16 protein-coding genes are annotated in these 16,911 nt (G+C 69.9%); 9 read left to right on the forward strand and 7 right to left on the reverse strand.

Features of this window, described 5'->3' with window-relative positions:
- Window positions 1-2: 2 nt before the first annotated feature.
- Window positions 3-1,022, reverse strand: a complete 1,020-nt coding sequence (gene ligD, locus BLW09_RS11700; protein ID WP_172824202.1) for a non-homologous end-joining DNA ligase — start codon at window positions 1,020-1,022, stop codon at window positions 3-5.
- Between the two features lie 154 nt (window positions 1,023-1,176).
- Between ligD and BLW09_RS11705 the strand changes: the two genes are divergently transcribed.
- The 3 genes from BLW09_RS11705 to BLW09_RS11715 all read left to right on the forward strand — a co-directional run bounded on the left by BLW09_RS11705 (window position 1,177) and on the right by BLW09_RS11715 (window position 3,952).
- Complete coding sequence (locus tag BLW09_RS11705; protein ID WP_089912717.1) at window positions 1,177-1,854, forward strand: endonuclease/exonuclease/phosphatase family protein; 678 nt, start codon at window positions 1,177-1,179, stop codon at window positions 1,852-1,854.
- Window positions 1,855-1,880: 26 nt separating this feature from the next.
- Window positions 1,881-2,423: a cysteine hydrolase family protein gene (locus BLW09_RS11710; protein ID WP_089912720.1), complete on the forward strand. Its 543-nt coding sequence runs from the start codon at window positions 1,881-1,883 to the stop codon at window positions 2,421-2,423.
- A gap of 62 nt (window positions 2,424-2,485) precedes the next feature.
- Window positions 2,486-3,952: a lipase maturation factor family protein gene (locus tag BLW09_RS11715; RefSeq protein ID WP_089912723.1), complete on the forward strand. Its 1,467-nt coding sequence runs from the start codon at window positions 2,486-2,488 to the stop codon at window positions 3,950-3,952.
- Here the strand turns inward: BLW09_RS11715 and BLW09_RS11720 are convergent.
- Both BLW09_RS11720 and BLW09_RS11725 read right to left on the reverse strand, forming a co-directional pair.
- Window positions 3,946-4,572 carry a hypothetical protein gene (locus BLW09_RS11720; protein WP_089912725.1) on the reverse strand — a complete coding sequence of 209 codons (627 nt, stop codon included), beginning with the start codon at window positions 4,570-4,572 and terminating at the stop codon, window positions 3,946-3,948. The two genes, BLW09_RS11715 and BLW09_RS11720, sit on opposite strands and share 7 nt — an antisense overlap.
- Before the next feature lie 65 nt (window positions 4,573-4,637).
- Complete coding sequence (locus BLW09_RS11725) at window positions 4,638-5,024, reverse strand: DUF7144 family membrane protein (protein ID WP_089912729.1); 387 nt, start codon at window positions 5,022-5,024, stop codon at window positions 4,638-4,640.
- A 65-nt stretch (window positions 5,025-5,089) separates the two neighbouring features.
- On the opposite strand from BLW09_RS11725, the gene BLW09_RS11730 reads away from it, so the two are divergent.
- Window positions 5,090-5,389: a DUF1905 domain-containing protein gene (locus BLW09_RS11730; protein ID WP_089912732.1), complete on the forward strand. Its 300-nt coding sequence runs from the start codon at window positions 5,090-5,092 to the stop codon at window positions 5,387-5,389.
- Window positions 5,390-5,392: 3 nt separating this feature from the next.
- On the opposite strand, the gene BLW09_RS11735 is transcribed toward BLW09_RS11730, so the two are convergent.
- Window positions 5,393-6,085 carry a DUF1345 domain-containing protein gene (locus BLW09_RS11735; protein WP_089912735.1) on the reverse strand — a complete coding sequence of 231 codons (693 nt, stop codon included), beginning with the start codon at window positions 6,083-6,085 and terminating at the stop codon, window positions 5,393-5,395.
- Window positions 6,086-6,138: 53 nt separating this feature from the next.
- Here BLW09_RS11735 and BLW09_RS11740 point away from each other — a divergent pair, with 53 nt between their 5' ends.
- The 4 genes from BLW09_RS11740 (at window position 6,139) to BLW09_RS11755 (ending at window position 9,421) form a co-directional block, all read left to right on the forward strand.
- Complete coding sequence (locus BLW09_RS11740) at window positions 6,139-6,537, forward strand: (deoxy)nucleoside triphosphate pyrophosphohydrolase (RefSeq protein ID WP_231946816.1); 399 nt, start codon at window positions 6,139-6,141, stop codon at window positions 6,535-6,537.
- Window positions 6,534-7,565 (forward strand): zinc-dependent alcohol dehydrogenase family protein, encoded by a 1,032-nt coding sequence (locus BLW09_RS11745; RefSeq protein WP_089912739.1) that lies wholly within the window; start codon window positions 6,534-6,536, stop codon window positions 7,563-7,565. The genes BLW09_RS11740 and BLW09_RS11745 overlap by 4 nt, the downstream gene beginning before the upstream one ends.
- Before the next feature lie 345 nt (window positions 7,566-7,910).
- The gene (locus tag BLW09_RS11750; RefSeq protein WP_089912742.1) at window positions 7,911-8,519 is read left to right on the forward strand and encodes a cyanamide hydratase; all 609 of its coding nucleotides are present in this window, start codon (window positions 7,911-7,913) and stop codon (window positions 8,517-8,519) included.
- On the forward strand, window positions 8,516-9,421 hold the full coding sequence (locus BLW09_RS11755; protein WP_089912745.1) for a 3-methyladenine DNA glycosylase: 906 nt from the start codon (window positions 8,516-8,518) through the stop codon (window positions 9,419-9,421). The genes BLW09_RS11750 and BLW09_RS11755 overlap by 4 nt, the downstream gene beginning before the upstream one ends.
- A gap of 22 nt (window positions 9,422-9,443) precedes the next feature.
- Here BLW09_RS11755 and BLW09_RS11760 read toward each other — a convergent pair whose 3' ends face one another.
- Complete coding sequence (locus tag BLW09_RS11760) at window positions 9,444-11,921, reverse strand: penicillin-binding protein (protein ID WP_089912748.1); 2,478 nt, start codon at window positions 11,919-11,921, stop codon at window positions 9,444-9,446.
- A 309-nt stretch (window positions 11,922-12,230) separates the two neighbouring features.
- Here BLW09_RS11760 and BLW09_RS11765 point away from each other — a divergent pair, with 309 nt between their 5' ends.
- Window positions 12,231-13,322 (forward strand): type I restriction endonuclease, encoded by a 1,092-nt coding sequence (locus tag BLW09_RS11765; protein WP_089912750.1) that lies wholly within the window; start codon window positions 12,231-12,233, stop codon window positions 13,320-13,322.
- A gap of 67 nt (window positions 13,323-13,389) precedes the next feature.
- Here BLW09_RS11765 and BLW09_RS11770 read toward each other — a convergent pair whose 3' ends face one another.
- On the reverse strand, window positions 13,390-15,933 hold the full coding sequence (locus BLW09_RS11770) for an ATP-dependent Clp protease ATP-binding subunit (protein ID WP_089912753.1): 2,544 nt from the start codon (window positions 15,931-15,933) through the stop codon (window positions 13,390-13,392).
- Window positions 15,934-16,045: 112 nt separating this feature from the next.
- Window positions 16,046-16,864 carry an aldo/keto reductase gene (locus BLW09_RS11775; protein WP_089912756.1) on the reverse strand — a complete coding sequence of 273 codons (819 nt, stop codon included), beginning with the start codon at window positions 16,862-16,864 and terminating at the stop codon, window positions 16,046-16,048.
- Window positions 16,865-16,911: the final 47 nt, after the last annotated feature.

The following is a 16,911-nucleotide window of genomic DNA, read 5'->3' on the forward strand; positions in this document are numbered from 1 at the left end:
CGCTACGCCTTCTTCGCGCGGCTCGGCTGCACGCGCGGCGGCTCCCCCGGCATCTTCGGGTAGTCGGGCGGGAACGGCAGCTCCCCGAGGCCGTCCGACAGGTCGCGCTCCCACCAGCCGAGCAGCACGTCGATCGTCCCGGGATCCGCGCCGAAGTCCTCCCACGGGTCGCCGACGGTGCGCAGGCGCTCCGGCATGGTCAGCACGGTGAAGTCGCGCGGGTCGACGTGCTCCAGTTCGTCCCAGGTGATCGGGGCGGAGACGGAGGCGTGCGGCAGCGCGCGCGGGCTGTACGCGCCCGCCATCGTGCGGTCGCGGTTCGCCTGGTTGAAGTCGACGAAGATCCGCTCCCCGCGCTCCTCCTTCCACCAGGCCGTCGTGACGTGGTCGGGCATCCGCCGTTCGAGCTCGCGGGACGCCGCGATCACGGCGTGCCGCACGTCGAGGAACTCCCGCTCGGCGACGATGGGCGCGAAGACGTGGAGCCCCCGGTTGCCGGAGGTCTTGATGAACGCGGTGAGCCCGGCCTCCCGGAGCACGTTCCTGAGCTCGATCGCGGCGGGGACGGCGTCGGCGAACCCGGTGCCCGGCTGCGGGTCGAGGTCGATGCGCAGCTGGTCGGGGTTGTCGGAGTCCTCCGCCCGCGACGGCCAGGGGTGGAACACCACAGTGTTCATCTGCGCGGCCCAGACGGCCGCCGCCGGCTCGTCGATCACGAGCTGGGGATGCGAGCGTCCGCTCGGATACGTGACGGTGACGGAGCGCACGTAGTCCGGCACACCGCGCGGCGGGTTCTTGGAGAAGAACTGCTCGCCGTCGATCCCGTCCGGGAAGCGCTGCAGCGACACCGGGCGGTCGCCGTTGGCGCGCACGAACGCCTCCCCGACCTCCACGAGGTAGGTGGCCAGATCGAGCTTCGTGATGCCGGCCTCGGGGAAGATCACCCGCTCGGGGCTCGAGATCCGCACCTCCCGGTCGCCATCGGGACCGGGGACCGTGAGGACTACAGCGCCGCCTGCCATGCGACCACCGTACCGCCCGAACCGCCGGTGTCCGCGATGTGAATTCCTTGTGGGATCACACGTCGTCGCTTGAGCGGTCTCACAAGTGGGCCAGAATGGCAGAGCGGGCGCGCATCCGTGCCGCCCGCGATCGAGGTCCTTCGAGAAGAGGTGCATGACCCTGAGGATCGTGAGCTACAACCTCCGCAAGCACGCCGCGAGCGGGGAGCTGACGGGCATCGCAGAGGCGTACGACGTCGACGTCCTGTGCCTGCAGGAATGCGACAGCGACGCCCTTCCCGAGCGCCTGCACCACCTGGTGCTCGCCGACACGACCAGGGCCAACCGCCTCGGACTCGCGATCTACGTGCGGGACGACCGCTACGAGATCCTGCACAGCCAGGTCTTCGCCGTGCAGAAGTCGCTGCACGACCGGGTGCTTGCTCCGGCGAACGAGCGGCTGCTCGCCGTGCACCTGCGCGACCGCGACAACGGCGAGGAGATCCTGGTCGGGTCGTTCCACGCCGCACCGCTCACCGCCCTGAACTCGCTGCGGCGCAAGCAGATCGCCGCGGCCCATGACGGGATGCGCTCCCTCGCCCCCGGTACCCCGGCGGTGATGGTCGGCGACTTCAACTATCCGTGGTTCATCCGCGGCCTGGAGCGGCACCTCACGACCTCCGGGTACACGCTCAAGCGCACGACGCAGCCGACGTATCTGCGCTACAAGTTCTTCTCCGGCTACTTCGACTTCGTCACGTCGACCGGCTTCGAGATCGAGCGGGTGGATGTGCTTCCCGCGGGGGCGTCGGACCACCGGCCGATCCGGCTGGACGCCGAGCTCGCGGCCTGACGCGCTGGCGCTGGCAGGATGGTGACGTGACCGACACCGTGCCCTCCGCCCTGCTCGTCATCGACCTCCAGAAGGGCGTCCTGCCCGGGTGCTTCGACGCCGACGGTGTTCTCGCGCGCGTCCGGCAGCTCGTCGACCGCGCCCGCGCGGCAGGGACGCCGGTGGTCTGGGTGCAGCACGAGGAGGACGGGATGGAGGAGGGCTCCGAACCGTGGCAGCTGGCCGACGGACTCGTTCCGTCCGAGGGCGAGCCGCGCATCCTGAAGCACTACCGCGACGCCTTCGCCGACACCGACCTGGACGAGGTGCTGGAGCGCCTCGACGTCGGCCGTCTGGTCGTCACGGGCGCACAGAGCGACTACTGCGTGCGCACGACGGCGCAGAGCGCGGCCGTGCGCGGCTACGACGTCGTGCTGGTCTCCGACGCCCACACGACCACGGACACCGAGTGGGACGGCGTCGAGATCACCGGCGAGCAGATCGTCGCGCACACCAACCGGTACTTCGACGGGCTCCGCTACCCGGGCCAGCTGTTCGGCGTCGCCGAGTCCGCATCCGTCCCGCTCTGAGGTCACCGGGGACTCGTCGCGCGGCCGCGGGCGGCGTACGGTGATGGCGTTCGACGACGGGGGTGGTGCCGGTGGAATTCCCGGCGTGGCTGACCGCCTGGCTGGCCGGCGACGACTACACGATCGCGCGTGAGATCCTCGAGCGCGGTGTGGCCGCGCTGTACCTGGTCGCGTTCGTGTCCGCGGTGAACCAGTTCCCTGCGCTGCTCGGCGACAACGGGCTCCTGCCCGTACGGCGCTTCCTGCGGCATCCCTACGCCAGGAAGCAGCCGACGCTCTTCCGCCGGCGCTACTCGGACCGGCTGCTGCGCACGGTGGCCTGGACGGGCGCGGTGCTCTCCGCGCTCATCGTCGCCGGGGTGCTCCAGCTGACCCCGACGTGCGTCTTCGTCCCGGTGTTCCTGATCGTGTGGTTCCTGTACCTCTCGATCGTGAACGTCGGGCAGACCTTCTACGGTTTCGGCTGGGAGAGCCTGCTCTGCGAGGCCGGTTTCGTCGTCACTTTCCTGGGCGCGTGGGACACCGCTCCCCCGATCACCATCGTCTTGTTCGTCCGCTGGCTGGTGTTCCGGCTGGAGTTCGGCGCCGGGATGATCAAGATGCGCGGCGACCGGTCGTGGCGCGACCTCACGGCGCTGTTCTACCATCACGAGACCCAGCCGATGCCGAATCCGCTCAGCCGCACGGTGCACCTGCTGCCGAAGTGGTTCCATCGGCTGGAGGTGCTCGGCAACCATGTCGCGCAGCTGGTCGTTCCGTGGTTCCTGTTCTTCCCGCAACCGGTCGCGAGCGTCGCGGCCGCCGTGATGATCCTCACGCAGCTGTGGCTGGTGCTGACGGGCAACTTCGCGTGGCTGAACTGGATCACGATCGTGCTGGCGTTCGCCGGCATCAGCGACCCGGTGTTCTCGTGGCTCTTCGGCGGGGCGGACGTCGGCGGGATCGGCGCCTCCGACGTGCCGCTCTGGTACGCCCTCGTCGCGGTCGCGGTGACCGTCTTCCTGGTGGTGCTCAGCTGGCCGCCGCTGAAGAACCTGTTCGCACGCCGCCAGCTGATGAACGCGAGCTTCAACCGCTGGCACCTGGTGAACGCGTACGGAGCCTTCGGGAGCGTGACGAAGGAACGGTACGAGGTGGTCGTGGAGGGGACGGCGGACGACCCGTCCGACCCGGGCGCGCACTGGCTCGAGTACAGCTTCAAGGGCAAACCCGGCGAGGTGCGCCGGCTGCCCAGGCAGTTCGCGCCGTACCACCTGCGGCTCGACTGGCTGATGTGGTTCCTCGCGCTCGGCTCGCGCGACTCACCCTGGTTCGAAGTGCTCCTGCTGCGCCTGCTGGAGGCGGACGAGCCGACCCTGAAGCTGCTGCGGCGCGATCCTTTCGACGGGGAGCCGCCGCGCGCCATCCGCGCCCGCATGTTCCTCTACCGCTTCAGCACGCGCGCCGAGAAACGGCGGACGGGCGACATCTGGGTGCGGTCGGAGGTCGGCGATCTGGTGCCGCCGGTGAGCCTGCGCGGCGGTCAGTAGCCGGTGCGCTCCTCCTCCAGGCGGGCGAGGTCGCGCCAGATGAGCAGCTTCAGCCGGGCCGGCTTCTCCCGCTCGTAGTCCGCCTTCAGCGCCTCCGCCCCCGAGAACGCGTCGAGACCCGCCTCGATGGCACGGCCGACCTCGTCCCAGGCGTCCTGACGCCCGCGCTCGACGAGGGCGAGCAGCTCCTCCTCCGAGTCCGCCTTCGCCCGCAGCGCCGCCGCCAGCCGGATGGCCGCATCCCGCCGCAGCCGCAGGTTGTCCGCATCCACCCGGCGGTAGTCGTGGGGGTGCTCGGCGTCGCCGCTCAGCTTCTCGGCCGCCTCCAGCTCCTCCTCGATGCGCCCGGCCGCGACGCCCTGCTCGGAGGCCAGCTCGCGCAGCATCGCCGCCGCCTCCATGGCGTGCATCGCCGGGTCGTACGCGGTGCCGTACTGGATGGTGTCCACGACGATGTGGTTCTTGACCGCCATGCGCGTGGCGTATTCCGCGAGCAGCATGCCCTCCTCGACGGACTGCTCGAGCGTGGGCGCGACCGGCTCGGGCAGGGCGTGCTCGTCGAACGGACGCGTGCGCGTCGTCTTCTCGACGCGCCTGCGGAACCACTTCGGCCAGCGCATGGGACTCCTCGAATCCGGCGCCGTACGACGCCGTCCTCCCATTCTTGCCGATCGGTCCCCGGGATTCAGCGGCCCGCGAAGAACCCGTTCGCCCGGCGCGTGAACAGCAGGACCACGATGAGCAGCGACCACAGGATCTGCACAACGCCGCTCGCCACCTGGTTGGTGAAGAGCAGCAGGACGCCGTTGAGGATGTCGACGATCATGACGACCGTGACCACCACGCGCGCGCCGGAGCTTCCGCGGAGCAGACCGCGCGCCACGATGATGACGATCACGCCGAGCAGGATCGAGACGATCGCCGCCGTCGTGACGCCGGCGACCCCGCCGCCCGTCGGCGCGGCCACCTGATCGCGCGCGATCAGCAGAATGACGCCGCCGACGACGTTCAGGATGCCGTTGATGTAGGTGAGGACGGCCACGAACGTGACCGATCCTGGACGTGCCGCCATGCCGACTCCTCCGCTCCGCCGCGGCGCTCTTCTCGCCCGGGCGCTTCACCGGTAGCTTGGCGGATATGGCCGGTTATCGCTACGAGTTCGAGGCGGAGCTGTTCCGCTGGGCCTCCCGCCGGGAGCTGTGGGTCTTCGCGCAGCTGCCGCCGGAGGTGTCCGAGGAGATCCGGCTGCAGCCGCATCCACCCGCCGGTTTCGACTCCGTCAAGGTGTCGGTGACGCTGGGCGGCTCGCGCTGGTCGACGTCGATCTTCCCGCAGGCGGACGGCACGTACGTGGTTCCGATCAAGGGCGCCGTGCGCCGGGCGGAGGGCGTCGAGCTCGGTGACCGGGTGCGGATCGGCGTCGAGACCCTGCTCTGACGGCTACCGCGCGCCCGACATGATCGTGTTCAGCGCGAGCACGATGATCAGCCCGTTGAAGAAGTAGCTCAGCACCGAGTGCCAGACGATGGTCCACCGCATGCGGGTGCTGAGAACCTCCACGTCCGACGACGCGAACGTCGTTCCGATGGTGAAGGCGAAGTACACGAAGTCGACGAACCGCGGAACCGGCGCGGGTGCACCGTCGGGATGCGGGAAGCGCAGCATCGGCTCGGCCGCGGCGAAGTAGCGCTGGTAGTAGATCTGCGAGAAGCCCCAGTGCAGGAAGCCCCACGCGAGGAGCATCGACCACACGCCGACGACGTCGGTAGCGGTCCCGACCTCGGGGTCGTTGTGCAATCCGAGCACCTGGATTGCGGCCGCCAGCCCGATCAGGCTCGAGAACACCGTGGCCGACCATGACACGATGCGGGCGAGGCGTCCCGTTTCCCAGCGGGACAGCCGGCCGCCCGGAGGCGCCGGGCGGCGAGCGACACGACCCAGCACGATCAAAACCACGATCAGGTAGAGAGTGCCGATCCCGCACCAGATGGCGAGGAGCCCGAGCGTCGTGCCATCGTCACCCTCATCGACGTAGAGCCACACGCCCACGACGATCATGGCCAGCTGGGCCAGGAGGCTCGCGGCCAGGCCGAGAACGGCCGTCGGCCGCCGCACGGGCGCACTCTGCGACATACCTGGATGCTAGCGGTGTCCTGCCCCCTCCCCGCGCAGGGCAGGATGGAGTGGTGCAGCCCCTCGTCGTCGTCGCGGCCGTCGTCCGCGACGGCGACCGCGTGCTTGCCTGCCGCCGTGCTCCCGGGAGGGATGCCGCAGGCCGGTGGGAGTTCCCGGGCGGCAAGGTCGAGGCCGGCGAGTCCCCGGAAGCCGCGCTCGCCCGCGAGATCGCGGAGGAGCTCGGGGTGCGCATCCACGTCGGTGCGCTGCTCGACCGCACCGTGACCGAGAGAAACGGCGGCCGGGCGATCGACCTCGCCTGCTACAACTGCCGGCTCGACGGCGACGCACCCGTCGAGAGCACCGACCACGACGAGCTGCTCTGGATGCCGGTCCGGCGTCTCCACGAGCTGGACTGGGCGGAGGCCGACCTCGCCGCCGTCGCCGCACTGACCCGGGAGGACACGTGAGAGCCCTGTACTACGAGCGCTTCGGCGGACCGGTGGAGGTCGCGGAGGTTCCGGACCCGGCCGTCCCGGACGGCGGCGCGGTCATCCGGGTCGAGGCGTCCGGCCTCTGCCGCAGCGACTGGCATGCCTGGGCGGGCCACGACGACTCCGTGGCCCTTCCGCACGTGCCCGGCCACGAGTTCGCCGGGGTCGTCGAGGCGGTCGGCGCCGGCGTCACCCGCTGGCGGCCGGGCGACCGCGTCACCGCGCCGTTCGTCAACGGATGCGGCGCGTGCGAGTGGTGCCGCGCCGGGCAGGCGCAGGTCTGCCCGCAGCAGACCCAGCCCGGCTTCACGCACTGGGGATCGCACGCCGAGCTCGTCGCCGTCCGCGCGGCGGACACCAACCTGGTGCGGGTGCCGGACGGCCTCTCCGCCGATGCGGCCGCGAGCCTGGGCTGCCGGTTCGCCACGGCGTACCGGGCGGTGACGGCCCGTGCGCGCATCCGGCCCGGCGACTGGCTCGCCGTGTACGGCGCCGGCGGCGTCGGGCTGAGCGCCGTGATGGTCGCCTCCGCGCTCGGCGCGCGCGTCGTCGCCGTCGACCGCTCCCCCGCGGCGCTGGAGCTGGCCGCGCGTCTCGGAGCGGAGCACACGGTCGTCGCCGCACCGGACACGGCCGACCGGGTGCAGGAGCTGACCGGCGGAGGCGCCGACGCGACGATCGACGCCGTCGGCTCGCCCGACACGGCGACGACGGCCGTCCGGTCGCTCCGCCGGCTCGGTCGCCACGTGCAGGTCGGGCTGCTCGCGACCGCCGTCCCCGAGCTGCCGCTGGACCGCGTCATCGGATGGGAGCTCGAGATCCTGGGCAGCCACGGCATGGCCGCGGCCGCCTACCCCGAGATGCTCGACCTCGTGGCCTCCGGTCGGCTGAACCCGCAGCAGCTGGTCGGCGGGGCCGTCGGCTTCGCCGAGGCCGCGCATCTGCTCGAGACGGCGGACACCGCGCCGCCGACCGGCATCGCGGTGCTGCACCCCGCGGGCTGAGGCGCCGGCCGGCCGGCCGCCCGCCCGCCCCACCGAAACAGAGGTGCTGACGGCCCTGCGGCCCGGTCCCTCCTCCGTTTCCCGCATCCACTCGGCGTGTCCGGCAGGATGTCCTCCGTTTCTCACCGACCGGTCGCGGCGCTCGGGGCGCCGCCTCGCAGGTCGCGGCCGGGCGCAAAGGGAGGCGATCCGGCCCGCCCCGGGCGGATACGACGGGAAACGGAGGCGCTCGGGCTCATCGCCTCCCGAATCGCCTCCGTTTCCTCGTCCGCCCCGGGCGACCTCCGGCCCCGCGTTCCCCGCACGCCCGGCCCGCTCCTCGCCCGCATCCGGCAGGATGAGCACATGCGCATCGCCGACGTCCCCCGCCCCGACACCGCCGCCTCCCGTGCCGCCCTCGAGATCGCGACCGCGTACCACTCGCCGTCCTTGCTGAACCACGTGCAGCGGTCGTGGCTGTGGGCCGAGGCGTTCGCCACGGTGCGCGGCCTCACCCCCGACCACGAGCTGCTCTATGTGTCGGCGATTCTCCACGACCTGGGCATCGTTCCGGAGTTCGACAACAACACCCTCGCCTACGAGGATGCCGCCGGTCACGTCGCCATCGCCCTCACCGCGGGCGCGGGCTGGCCTGCCGACCGACGCGTGCGCGCCCACGAGGTCATCGTGCGGCACAACTGGCCGGAGGTCGACCCGGCGATGGATGTCGAGGGTCACCTGCTCGAGATCGCGACCGCGCTCGACATCTCGGGTGCGCGCGACGGCGAGCTCCCCGCGGAGTTCCTGCGCGAGGTCGTGACAGCGTTCCCGCGGCTGGAGCTGGCGGCCGAGTTCGGTTCGTGCGTCGCCGACCAGGCCGAGCGGAAGCCGGACACGTCGGCCCGCCGGCTCGTCGACGGCGGGGTGCAGCGGAAGCTCCGCGACAACCCGCTGGAACGTATCCTCGAAGGGTGACCCTGACCTCCCTCGAGCGCCCGACGCTGCCGCCCACCCGGCTGGCAGAGCCGGACTGGCGTTCGCGCGAGCGGGCGCACGCCGAGCGGGCCGACGCTCTGACGGCCGCCCACCGTGAGCGGGCGTCCCGCGGCGAGAAGCACCCGGTCTGGGACTTCCTGTTCACCTACTACTCCTACTCCCCCGCACAGCTGCGGCGCTGGCACCCCGGACCGGGCGCCGAGCTGGAGGGGGCGGACCAGGATGCGCGCTCCGCCTGGCGCTGGTACACGGCAGGGTCGACGCCCGGATCGCTGATCGTCGACCGCGCCGCCCTGGAGCGGGAGAAGGCGCCGCTCTTGCGCGGGGTGGAGCGCATCCTCCGCTCGACCGCTGCGCGACCCGGCCGGTTCGGCTGCTTCGGTCTGCACGAGTGGGCCATGGTCTACCGGCAGGACGAGCACCGGCATCCCGTTCCGCTGCGGCTCGGCCGGGAGGCGACGGATGCGGTGGTCGAGTCGCACGAACTGCGGTGCACCCACATCGACGCGTTCCGCTTCTTCACCCCCGAGGCGGTCCCGCTGAACCGCTTCGCGCCGACGCGCGAGACGCAGCCCGAGCTGGAGCAGCCGGGATGCCTGCACGCGGGCATGGACGTCTACAAGTGGGCGATGAAGCTCGGCCCGCTCGTGCCCGGCGAGCTGCTGCTGGACGCCTTCGAGCTGGCTCGCGACATCCGGCTTCTCGACATGCAGGCCTCGCCTTACGACATGCGCCCCTGGGGCGCCGAGCCCGTCGCCATCGAGACGCCGGAGGGCAAGGCCGAGTATGTCCGGCGCCAGCGCGCCTTCGCCGAGCGGTCGAACGCGCTGCGGGCGCTCATCCTCGCCGCCTGGCAGGGCGACACGGTCGGGGCCGCCTGATCGAACCGGGCGGGCGCGCGGGTCAGCCGCCCTTCTTCTTGCCCGGCGGCGTCGGAGTCGGTGTGCTGCTGCCACCGGGAGCCGGGTTGTCCGTGGCCTGACCCCCCTGCCCGTTGCTCACCGTCAGCGTCACCGTGTCCCCGTCCTCGAGCTCGGTCCCCGCCGTCGGGTCGCTGGCCGCGATCGTGCCCGCGGGCTGGTCGCTGGCCACGGGTGTCGGGTCGACGGCGACGTCGAGGCCGAGCCCCTCGAGCAGCTTCTGCGCGACGTCCGGCGCCTTGCCCGTCACATCCGGCATCGTGATCTGCTGCCCGTAGAGCACCGCGCTCGTCGGCTTTGTGAAGGCGTCTCCGCCGTACAGCGCGTTCACCGCCTTGAGGATCGGCTTGGCGATCGAGAACTTCACGTTGCCGCCACCGACCCCCTTGAAGGACAGCGATCGCAGCGGAGTGGAGCCGGACACGTTCCCGACCCAGGTGGCGGTGGCGACCTTGGTGGTGGAGGTGATCAGCCAGTTCTCCAGCGAGTTGTCGGTGGTTCCCGTCTTCGCCATGATCGGGGTGCCGTCGTACGGGTTGGCGCTCGCGGCGGTTCCCCCGCCCTTGATGACGCCCTGCAGGGCGTAGGTCACACCCGCGGCGATGTCCGGCTTCAGCCCCTGCGTGCACGTGGTCTTGCTGACCTTGTGGTCGGTGCCGTCGGCGTTGACGACGCGGTCGATCGCGACCGGCGTGCACACCGTGCCATTGTTGGCGATGCCCGCGTACGCGGTCGCCATCGTCAGCGGGGAGATGTAGTTCGTCCCGAGGATCAGCGACGGCGTCTGCACCCAGGCGTTGCTCTTCGAGGCGGGATGCACGTCGAGCGCCTTCGCGGCGTTCACGATCGAGCAGAGGTCGACCTTGGTGCCCATCTCGGCGAAGGCGGTGTTGACCGACTGGGCGGTGGCGGCCATCACGGACAGCCGGCTCGCCGAGCCCTCGTCGTTCGTGACGGGCCAGTCGGGACCGTCGATGTTCGCGCAGGTGTTGGTGAAGTCGGACGTCGGGAAGACGTGCTGCGAGGCGTTCACCGTCTCGTAGAGCCCGTGCCCCGCCTCCAGCCACGCCGCCAGGTCGAACGCCTTGAACGTCGAGCCTGTCTGGAATCCCTGCGAGCCGCCGTAGTCCTCGTCGGTGTTGTAGTTGACGGCGGTCGTCCCGTCGATCGGGGTGTCCGTGTTGTTGAAGGTGCGGTTCTGCACCATGGTCACGATGCGCCCGGTGCCCAGCTCCAGCGCCACGTTGCTGGCGCCCAGGTCGATGCCGGGGCGGGAGGCGGGGATGTACGCGTTGAGGGAGGCCTGCGCCACCTGCTGCAGGTCGAGGTTGAGGGTGGTGTAGATCTTCAGGCCGCCGCGGTTGAGCGTCTGCCAGCGGTCGTCCCCGGTGGCGCCGTACGCCGGGTCGTTGAGGATCACGTCGCGGACGTAATCGCAGAAGAACGCGGCGTTGAACTGCTGCGCCGCCGCGCATCCCTGCGTCGTCGGGGTGATCGTCGGCTGGATGGGGGTCGCCTTCGCCGCGTCGCGCTGCTGCTTCGTGATGGTGTGCGTGACGTACATGCGGTCGAGCACGTAGTCGCGGCGCTCCTTGGTGAGCTTGTAGCCGTTGGCGGCACCGTTGTCCGCGTTCGACGGCTGGTCGATGCGCAGGTTCGCGGGGTTGTTCAGGATGGCCGCGAGGGTGGCCGCCTGGGCGAGGTCGAGCTTCGCCGCGGTGGTGTTGAAGTAGTACTGCGCGGCCGCCTGCACCCCGTACACCTGGCCTCCGAAGCCGACGACGTTGAGGTATCCGGTGAGGATGTCCTTCTTGCTGTAGGTCTTCTCCACCTCGACGGCGTAGCGCATCTCCTGCACCTTGCGCTGGAGGGTCACGCCCGCGGCGTCCGCGTAGCACGCCTCCACCTTCTTCTGGCTGGTGAGCGCCTCGCACTTCTCCACTTCGACGTTCTTCACGTACTGCTGCGTGATCGACGATCCGCCCTGCACGTCGCCTCCCGCGACCGTGGAGACGGCGCCGCGGAGGGTGCCCCAGATGTCGACGGCCCCCTCGGTGTAGAAGCGGGGGTCCTCGGCGGAGACGGTCGCGTCCTTCACCGTCTGCGCGATCTGGTCCCAGGTGACGTCCTGCCGGTTCTGGGCGTAGAACGTGGCGATGGGCACATCCTGGCCGCCCTGCTTGGCGTAGACGGTCGAGTTCTGCGCGAACTGCTGGATGTGGAGGTTCGCGGGCAGCGCGTTGAAGTCGCTGACCCCGGCCGCCGCCGTCACGCCGACTCCCAGGAAGCCGGGCAGCAGGAAGAGCGAGCTGAGCACCGCGGCGACCAGCGCGAGGCCGAGGAACTGCGCGACGAGCCCGCCGCGGGTACGGGCGGGCTTCAGCTCGAAGCGCTTGACGGGCTCCAGCCGCTCGTCGATGGCGGCCAGGCGGGGATTGCGGGGTCGATCGGATGCGGGCACGCCTTCCAACAAACCAGCCGACCCTGGACGAGTCCAGGGGTTTGCATGTGCATGCCTTTGGAGACGTTCAGGATGCGAACGCTCCGTCCGCCCGCATAGTTGACGCAACACGCCGTCGCGCGTTCGAGACGGACGGCGTGTTACGTCAACCCGATCTCATGACGGCGAGGGCAGACGCCAGCCTGATCGGACGGATCCCGCATGCTGCGCGCGAGCCGCCCCCAGTTGGGGTGCCAATAGGGCCGCGTAAGTCCGCCCATGGGCCGACCATCGCTAGTGTCTCTGTGAGATTCAATCGGGGAGTTCCACATGGAGTTTGCAGAAGTCTTGGCCGCTATGGCGCAGAAGGTCGCCAACCAGCGGGAGGCCATTCACACCGAGGAAGCAACGAAGAACGCTTTTGTCATGCCGTTCATCTCGAACGTGCTGGGGTACGACGTCTTCGACCCGCTCGAGGTCGTCCCGGAATTCACTGCGGACGTCGGAATCAAGAAGGGTGAGAAGATCGACTACGCCATCGTTCGCGATGGCGAGGTTCAGATGCTGATCGAGACGAAGAAGTCGACGGAGGCTCTGACGATCGAGAATGCTTCGCAACTCTTCCGGTACTTCGCGGTGACCAACGCCCGCGTCGCGGTGCTGACGAACGGTCAGGTCTATCAGTTCTATACAGACCTCGACGCTCCGAACCGGATGGACGACAAGCCCTTCCTGGTGCTCGATCTACTGGACATCGACGAGACCTTGATCGCCGAGCTTCGCAAGCTCACGAAGGACTCATTCGATCTGGAATCCGTCATCAACGCGGCGGGGGAACTCAAGTACATCGGTCAGATCAAGCGGGTCCTTGCCACGCAGTTCCGGGAGCCGGAAGACGAGTGGACCCGATTCTTCATCAGCCGGGTCTATGACGGCGTCATCACGCAGCGCGTGCGCGATCAGTTCACGCCCTTGGTCACGAAGGCAACAAAGCAGTTCCTCAACGACCAAGCCAACGAACGGCTCAAGACGGCGCTCGGAGGCGCGAGCTACGCCTCGGTCGAGCCCGCCCCCGGCGAGACCGTGAGCAGCCAGCCTGCCGCCGAGGACGATCTGAACCGCGACACCGAGATCGAGACCACGCTCGAAGAGCTCGAGGGCTATCAGATCATCAAGGCGATCGCCTGCAGCGAAGTGAAGCCACAGCGGGTCGCGCAGCGGGATTCCAAGTCGTACTTCGCGGTCATCCTTGACGACAACAACCGGAAGCCGCTGGCACGGCTTCATTTCAATGGGAAATCGAAGAAGTACCTCGGCCTCTTCGACGAAGACAAGAACGAGACCCGTCACGAGCTGGCCTCGCTGGACGAGATCTACGGCTTCGCCGAGGATATTCGGGCGGCGGTTCGGCGCTACGCCTAGGGCTCCCTCCGCATACAGAAGGCACCGACCCCTGCGGGTCGGTGCCTTCTGTATGAAACGGGGCGGGTTACGCCGCCACGGGGAAGGCCGCGGGAGCGGCGGCGACCCGCAGGCCGCCGGCCTCGGCGTCCACGATCACGCGGCCGCCCTCCTCCAGCTCGCCCGACACCATGAGCTCGGCGATGCGGTCGTCGACCTCGCGCTGGATGACCCGGCGGAGCGGACGGGCGCCGTACTCCGGCTCGTAGCCCGCGTCCGCGATCCAGGCGACCGCCGCATCCGTCGCCTCGAAGGCGATGTCGCGGGCGGACAGCCGGGAGGCCGTCGCGGTGAGCAGCAGGCGGACGATGTCGCGCAGCTGCTCGGCGTCCAGCTTCCGGAACAGCACGATCTCGTCGATGCGGTTCAGGAACTCGGGGCGCATGGCCTCGCGCAGCTTGCCCATGACCCGGTCGCGGATGTCCTTCTCCGAGGAGAAGCCGTCCGAGCCCATCGGGACGAAGCCGAGCGCGCCGCTCCTGGACGCCAGGAACTCCGAGCCCAGGTTGGAGGTCATGATGACGACCGTGTTGCGGAAGTCGACCGTGCGGCCCTGGCCGTCGGTGAGGCGGCCGTCGTCGAGCACCTGCAGCAGCAGGTTGAACACGTCGGGGTGCGCCTTCTCGATCTCGTCGAACAGGACGACCGAGTACGGGTTGCGCCGGACGCGCTCGGTCAGCTGACCGGCCTCGTCGTAGCCGACGTACCCGGGAGGGGCGCCGACCAGTCGGGCAACGGTGTGACGCTCGCCGAACTCGCTCATGTCGAACCGCAGCATCGCCTTCTCGTCGCCGAACAGCGACGACGCGAGCGACTTCGCCAGCTCGGTCTTCCCCACGCCGGTCGGGCCGAGGAAGAGGAAGCTGCCGACCGGGCGACGCTCGTCGCCGAGCCCGGTGCGGTTGCGGCGGACGGCCTTCGCGACCGCGACGACCGCGTCGTCCTGGCCGATCACGCGGTGGTGCAGCTCGGACTCGAGCCGCGCCAGGCGCTCACGGTCGGCCTCGCCGATGCGCGAGACGGGGATGCCGGTCGACCGGGACACGATGGCCGCGATCTCGGGCTCGCCGACGACCGCGTCCACCCGCGGAGCGGAACCGAGCTCGTCCAGCGAACGCTGCACGGCCTCGATCTCGTCGCGCAGGCGGGAGGCCTCCTCGTAGTGCTCGGCCGCGACGGCGGAGTTCTTCTCGGACTCCAACGTGGCCAGGCGCTCCATCAGGGCGGACGAGTCGACGCGCTTGCCCAGCGACAGGCGCAGGCGCGCACCGGCCTGGTCGATCAGGTCGATCGCCTTGTCCGGGAGGAAGCGGTCCGAGATGTACCGGTCGGAGAGCTCGACGGCGGCGCGGATCGCGTCGGCCGTGTAGGTCACGCCGTGGTGCTCCTCGTACGCGCCGCGGAGCCCGTCGAGGATGAGGACGGCGTCCTCCACCGACGGCTCGCCGACGGTCACCGGCTGGAAGCGGCGCTCCAGCGCAGGGTCCTTCTCGATGCGGCGGTACTCCTTGAGCGTGGTCGCGCCGACCAGGTGCAGGTCGCCGCGGGCGAGACGGGGCTTCAGGATGTTGCCCGCGTCCATCCCGCCGGACTCGCCGGACCCTCCGGCGCCGACCACGGTGTGCAGCTCGTCGATGAACACGATCAGCTCGTCCTTGCCGTCGCTGATCTCGTCCATGAGCTTGGTGAGCCGCTCCTCGAAGTCGCCGCGGTACCGGGTTCCTGCGACCATCCCGGCGAGGTCGAGCGAGACGACCTTCTTGTCCTGCAGCTGCTCGGGCACGTCGCCCGCGACGATCGCGCGGGCCAGGCCCTCGACGATCGCGGTCTTGCCGACGCCGGCCTCACCGACCAGCACCGGGTTGTTCTTGGTGCGGCGGGAGAGGATCTCGACGGTCTGCTCGATCTCGTCCAGACGTCCGATCACCGGGTCCAGGCGGCCGTCCCGCGCGAGCGCGGTCAGGTCGGTGCCGAACTGGTCGAGCATCGGGGTCTGCGAGTCGCCCTGCGCATCGGGGTCGCCGGGCTGACCGGCGCCGACGGTGGTGCTCTGGCGCATCGCCTCGGTGAGCGCCTCCGGCGTCACACCCGCGGCCTGCAGCACACGGCCGGCCGGGGCGTCCCGCCCGATCACGAGCGCGAAGAACACGTGCTCGGGGTCGATGTAGGTCGATCCGGAGGCCTGAGCCACCTGGTACGCGTGGAAGAGGGCGCGCTGAAGCGGCCCGGTGATGGATGCGCCGTCCGCCTCGATCACGTCGCCCGGGGCGGGCAGGCGCGACTCGGCGGCCTCGGCCACCCGGGAGGGGTCGACGCCGATGCGGCGCATGGCGTCGGCGGCCGGCTCCTGCTCGGCCATCACGCGCAGCACGTGCAGCGCGTCGAGCTCGCTGTGGCCGTGCTGCAGCGCGAACCGTCCGGCCTCCGCCAGGATCTCCTGGGTGCGCCGGCTGAGGAAGCGGCTGATGTCGATGGAGCGTGCGTTACGCGCACGCTCACCCGCGAGGTACCGGGCGAGGAACTCGTCGAACGAGTTGGCGCCGTCACCGTCGGGAGTGAAGTTCTCAGGCACGTGTTCTCCTGTTTCTGAAAGTTGAGCCTTGTGCACTCAAGTCCAACGCAGGAGGGACACCCGTATTCCCGTGAGCCCGAATTCCGTCATGCCCGGATGCGGCCGCGACCCGTCACTCACCCGCGTCGAGGGCGTCGAGAGCGGCGACGTCCTCCGCCGAGAGCTCGAAGTCGACGTCGGCGTTCTCGCGGATGCGCTCGGGGGTGGTCGATTTCGGCAGCGGCAGGATGTCCTTCTGCAGGAGGTAGCGGATGCTCACCTGCGCCACCGACTTTCCGTACGTGTCGGCGATCTCCTTGATGTCGGCGTTGTCGAGCAGTCGCCCGGTCGCGAGCGGCGAGTAGCCCTCGACGAGGATGTCGTGCTCCTTGCTGTACGCGGTGGTCTCGGGCTGGGTGTTGCCGACGAACCAGCGGATCTGGTTCGCGTGCGGGACGACGTCGGTCGCGTCGATCAGGGATTCGAGGTCGGCGACCTCGAAGTTGCTGACGCCGATCGCGCGGGTGCGGCCCTGCTCGTAGAGCTCCTCGAAGACCTTCCAGACCTCGATGTTGCCAGCGCGGTGGTCGCTGCCGATCGCGTTCCACGGCCACGGAGCGTGGATGAGGTAGAGGTCGATCGCGCCGAGGTCGAGCAGGGCGGTGGAGCGGTCGAAGGCGTGCCGGGCGCCCTCCGCATCCTTCACCTCCGCCGGGCACTTGGTCGTGATGAAGATCTCCTCGCGCGGCACGCCGCTGTCGCGCACCGCCCGGCCGACGCTCGCCTCGTTGCCGTAGGCGCGCGCGGTGTCGATGTGCCGGTACCCGGCGTCGAGAGCGGTGCGGACGGAGTCGTAGGTCTCGGAGCCGTCGGGGATCTGCCAGGTGCCGAAGCCGATCTTCGGGATGGTGACGCCGTTCGACAGGGTGAAGGTGTCGGTCAGTGCGGGCATGGGCTGTTCCCCTCTCGGAAAGGATGCGGTGCCGCACATGGTAGCCC

Source organism: Leifsonia sp. 21MFCrub1.1 (assembly GCF_900107895.1).
GTDB classification, from domain to species: domain Bacteria; phylum Actinomycetota; class Actinomycetes; order Actinomycetales; family Microbacteriaceae; genus Leifsonia; species Leifsonia soli.

Bases quoted from the DNA above. Each gene is read 5' to 3' on its own strand.
- ligD (WP_172824202.1), bottom strand. From the start codon at position 1,022: ATGGCAGGCGGCGCTGTAGTCCTCACGGTCCCCGGTCCCGATGGCGAC.
- BLW09_RS11765 (WP_089912750.1), top strand. From the start codon at position 12,231: ATGGAGTTTGCAGAAGTCTTGGCCGCTATGGCGCAGAAGGTCGCCAAC.
- BLW09_RS11720 (WP_089912725.1), bottom strand. From the start codon at position 4,572: ATGCGCTGGCCGAAGTGGTTCCGCAGGCGCGTCGAGAAGACGACGCGC.
- BLW09_RS11750 (WP_089912742.1), top strand. From the start codon at position 7,911: ATGCGCATCGCCGACGTCCCCCGCCCCGACACCGCCGCCTCCCGTGCC.
- BLW09_RS11775 (WP_089912756.1), bottom strand. From the start codon at position 16,864: ATGCCCGCACTGACCGACACCTTCACCCTGTCGAACGGCGTCACCATC.
- BLW09_RS11730 (WP_089912732.1), top strand. From the start codon at position 5,090: ATGGCCGGTTATCGCTACGAGTTCGAGGCGGAGCTGTTCCGCTGGGCC.
- BLW09_RS11735 (WP_089912735.1), bottom strand. From the start codon at position 6,085: ATGTCGCAGAGTGCGCCCGTGCGGCGGCCGACGGCCGTTCTCGGCCTG.
- BLW09_RS11725 (WP_089912729.1), bottom strand. From the start codon at position 5,024: ATGGCGGCACGTCCAGGATCGGTCACGTTCGTGGCCGTCCTCACCTAC.
- BLW09_RS11705 (WP_089912717.1), top strand. From the start codon at position 1,177: ATGACCCTGAGGATCGTGAGCTACAACCTCCGCAAGCACGCCGCGAGC.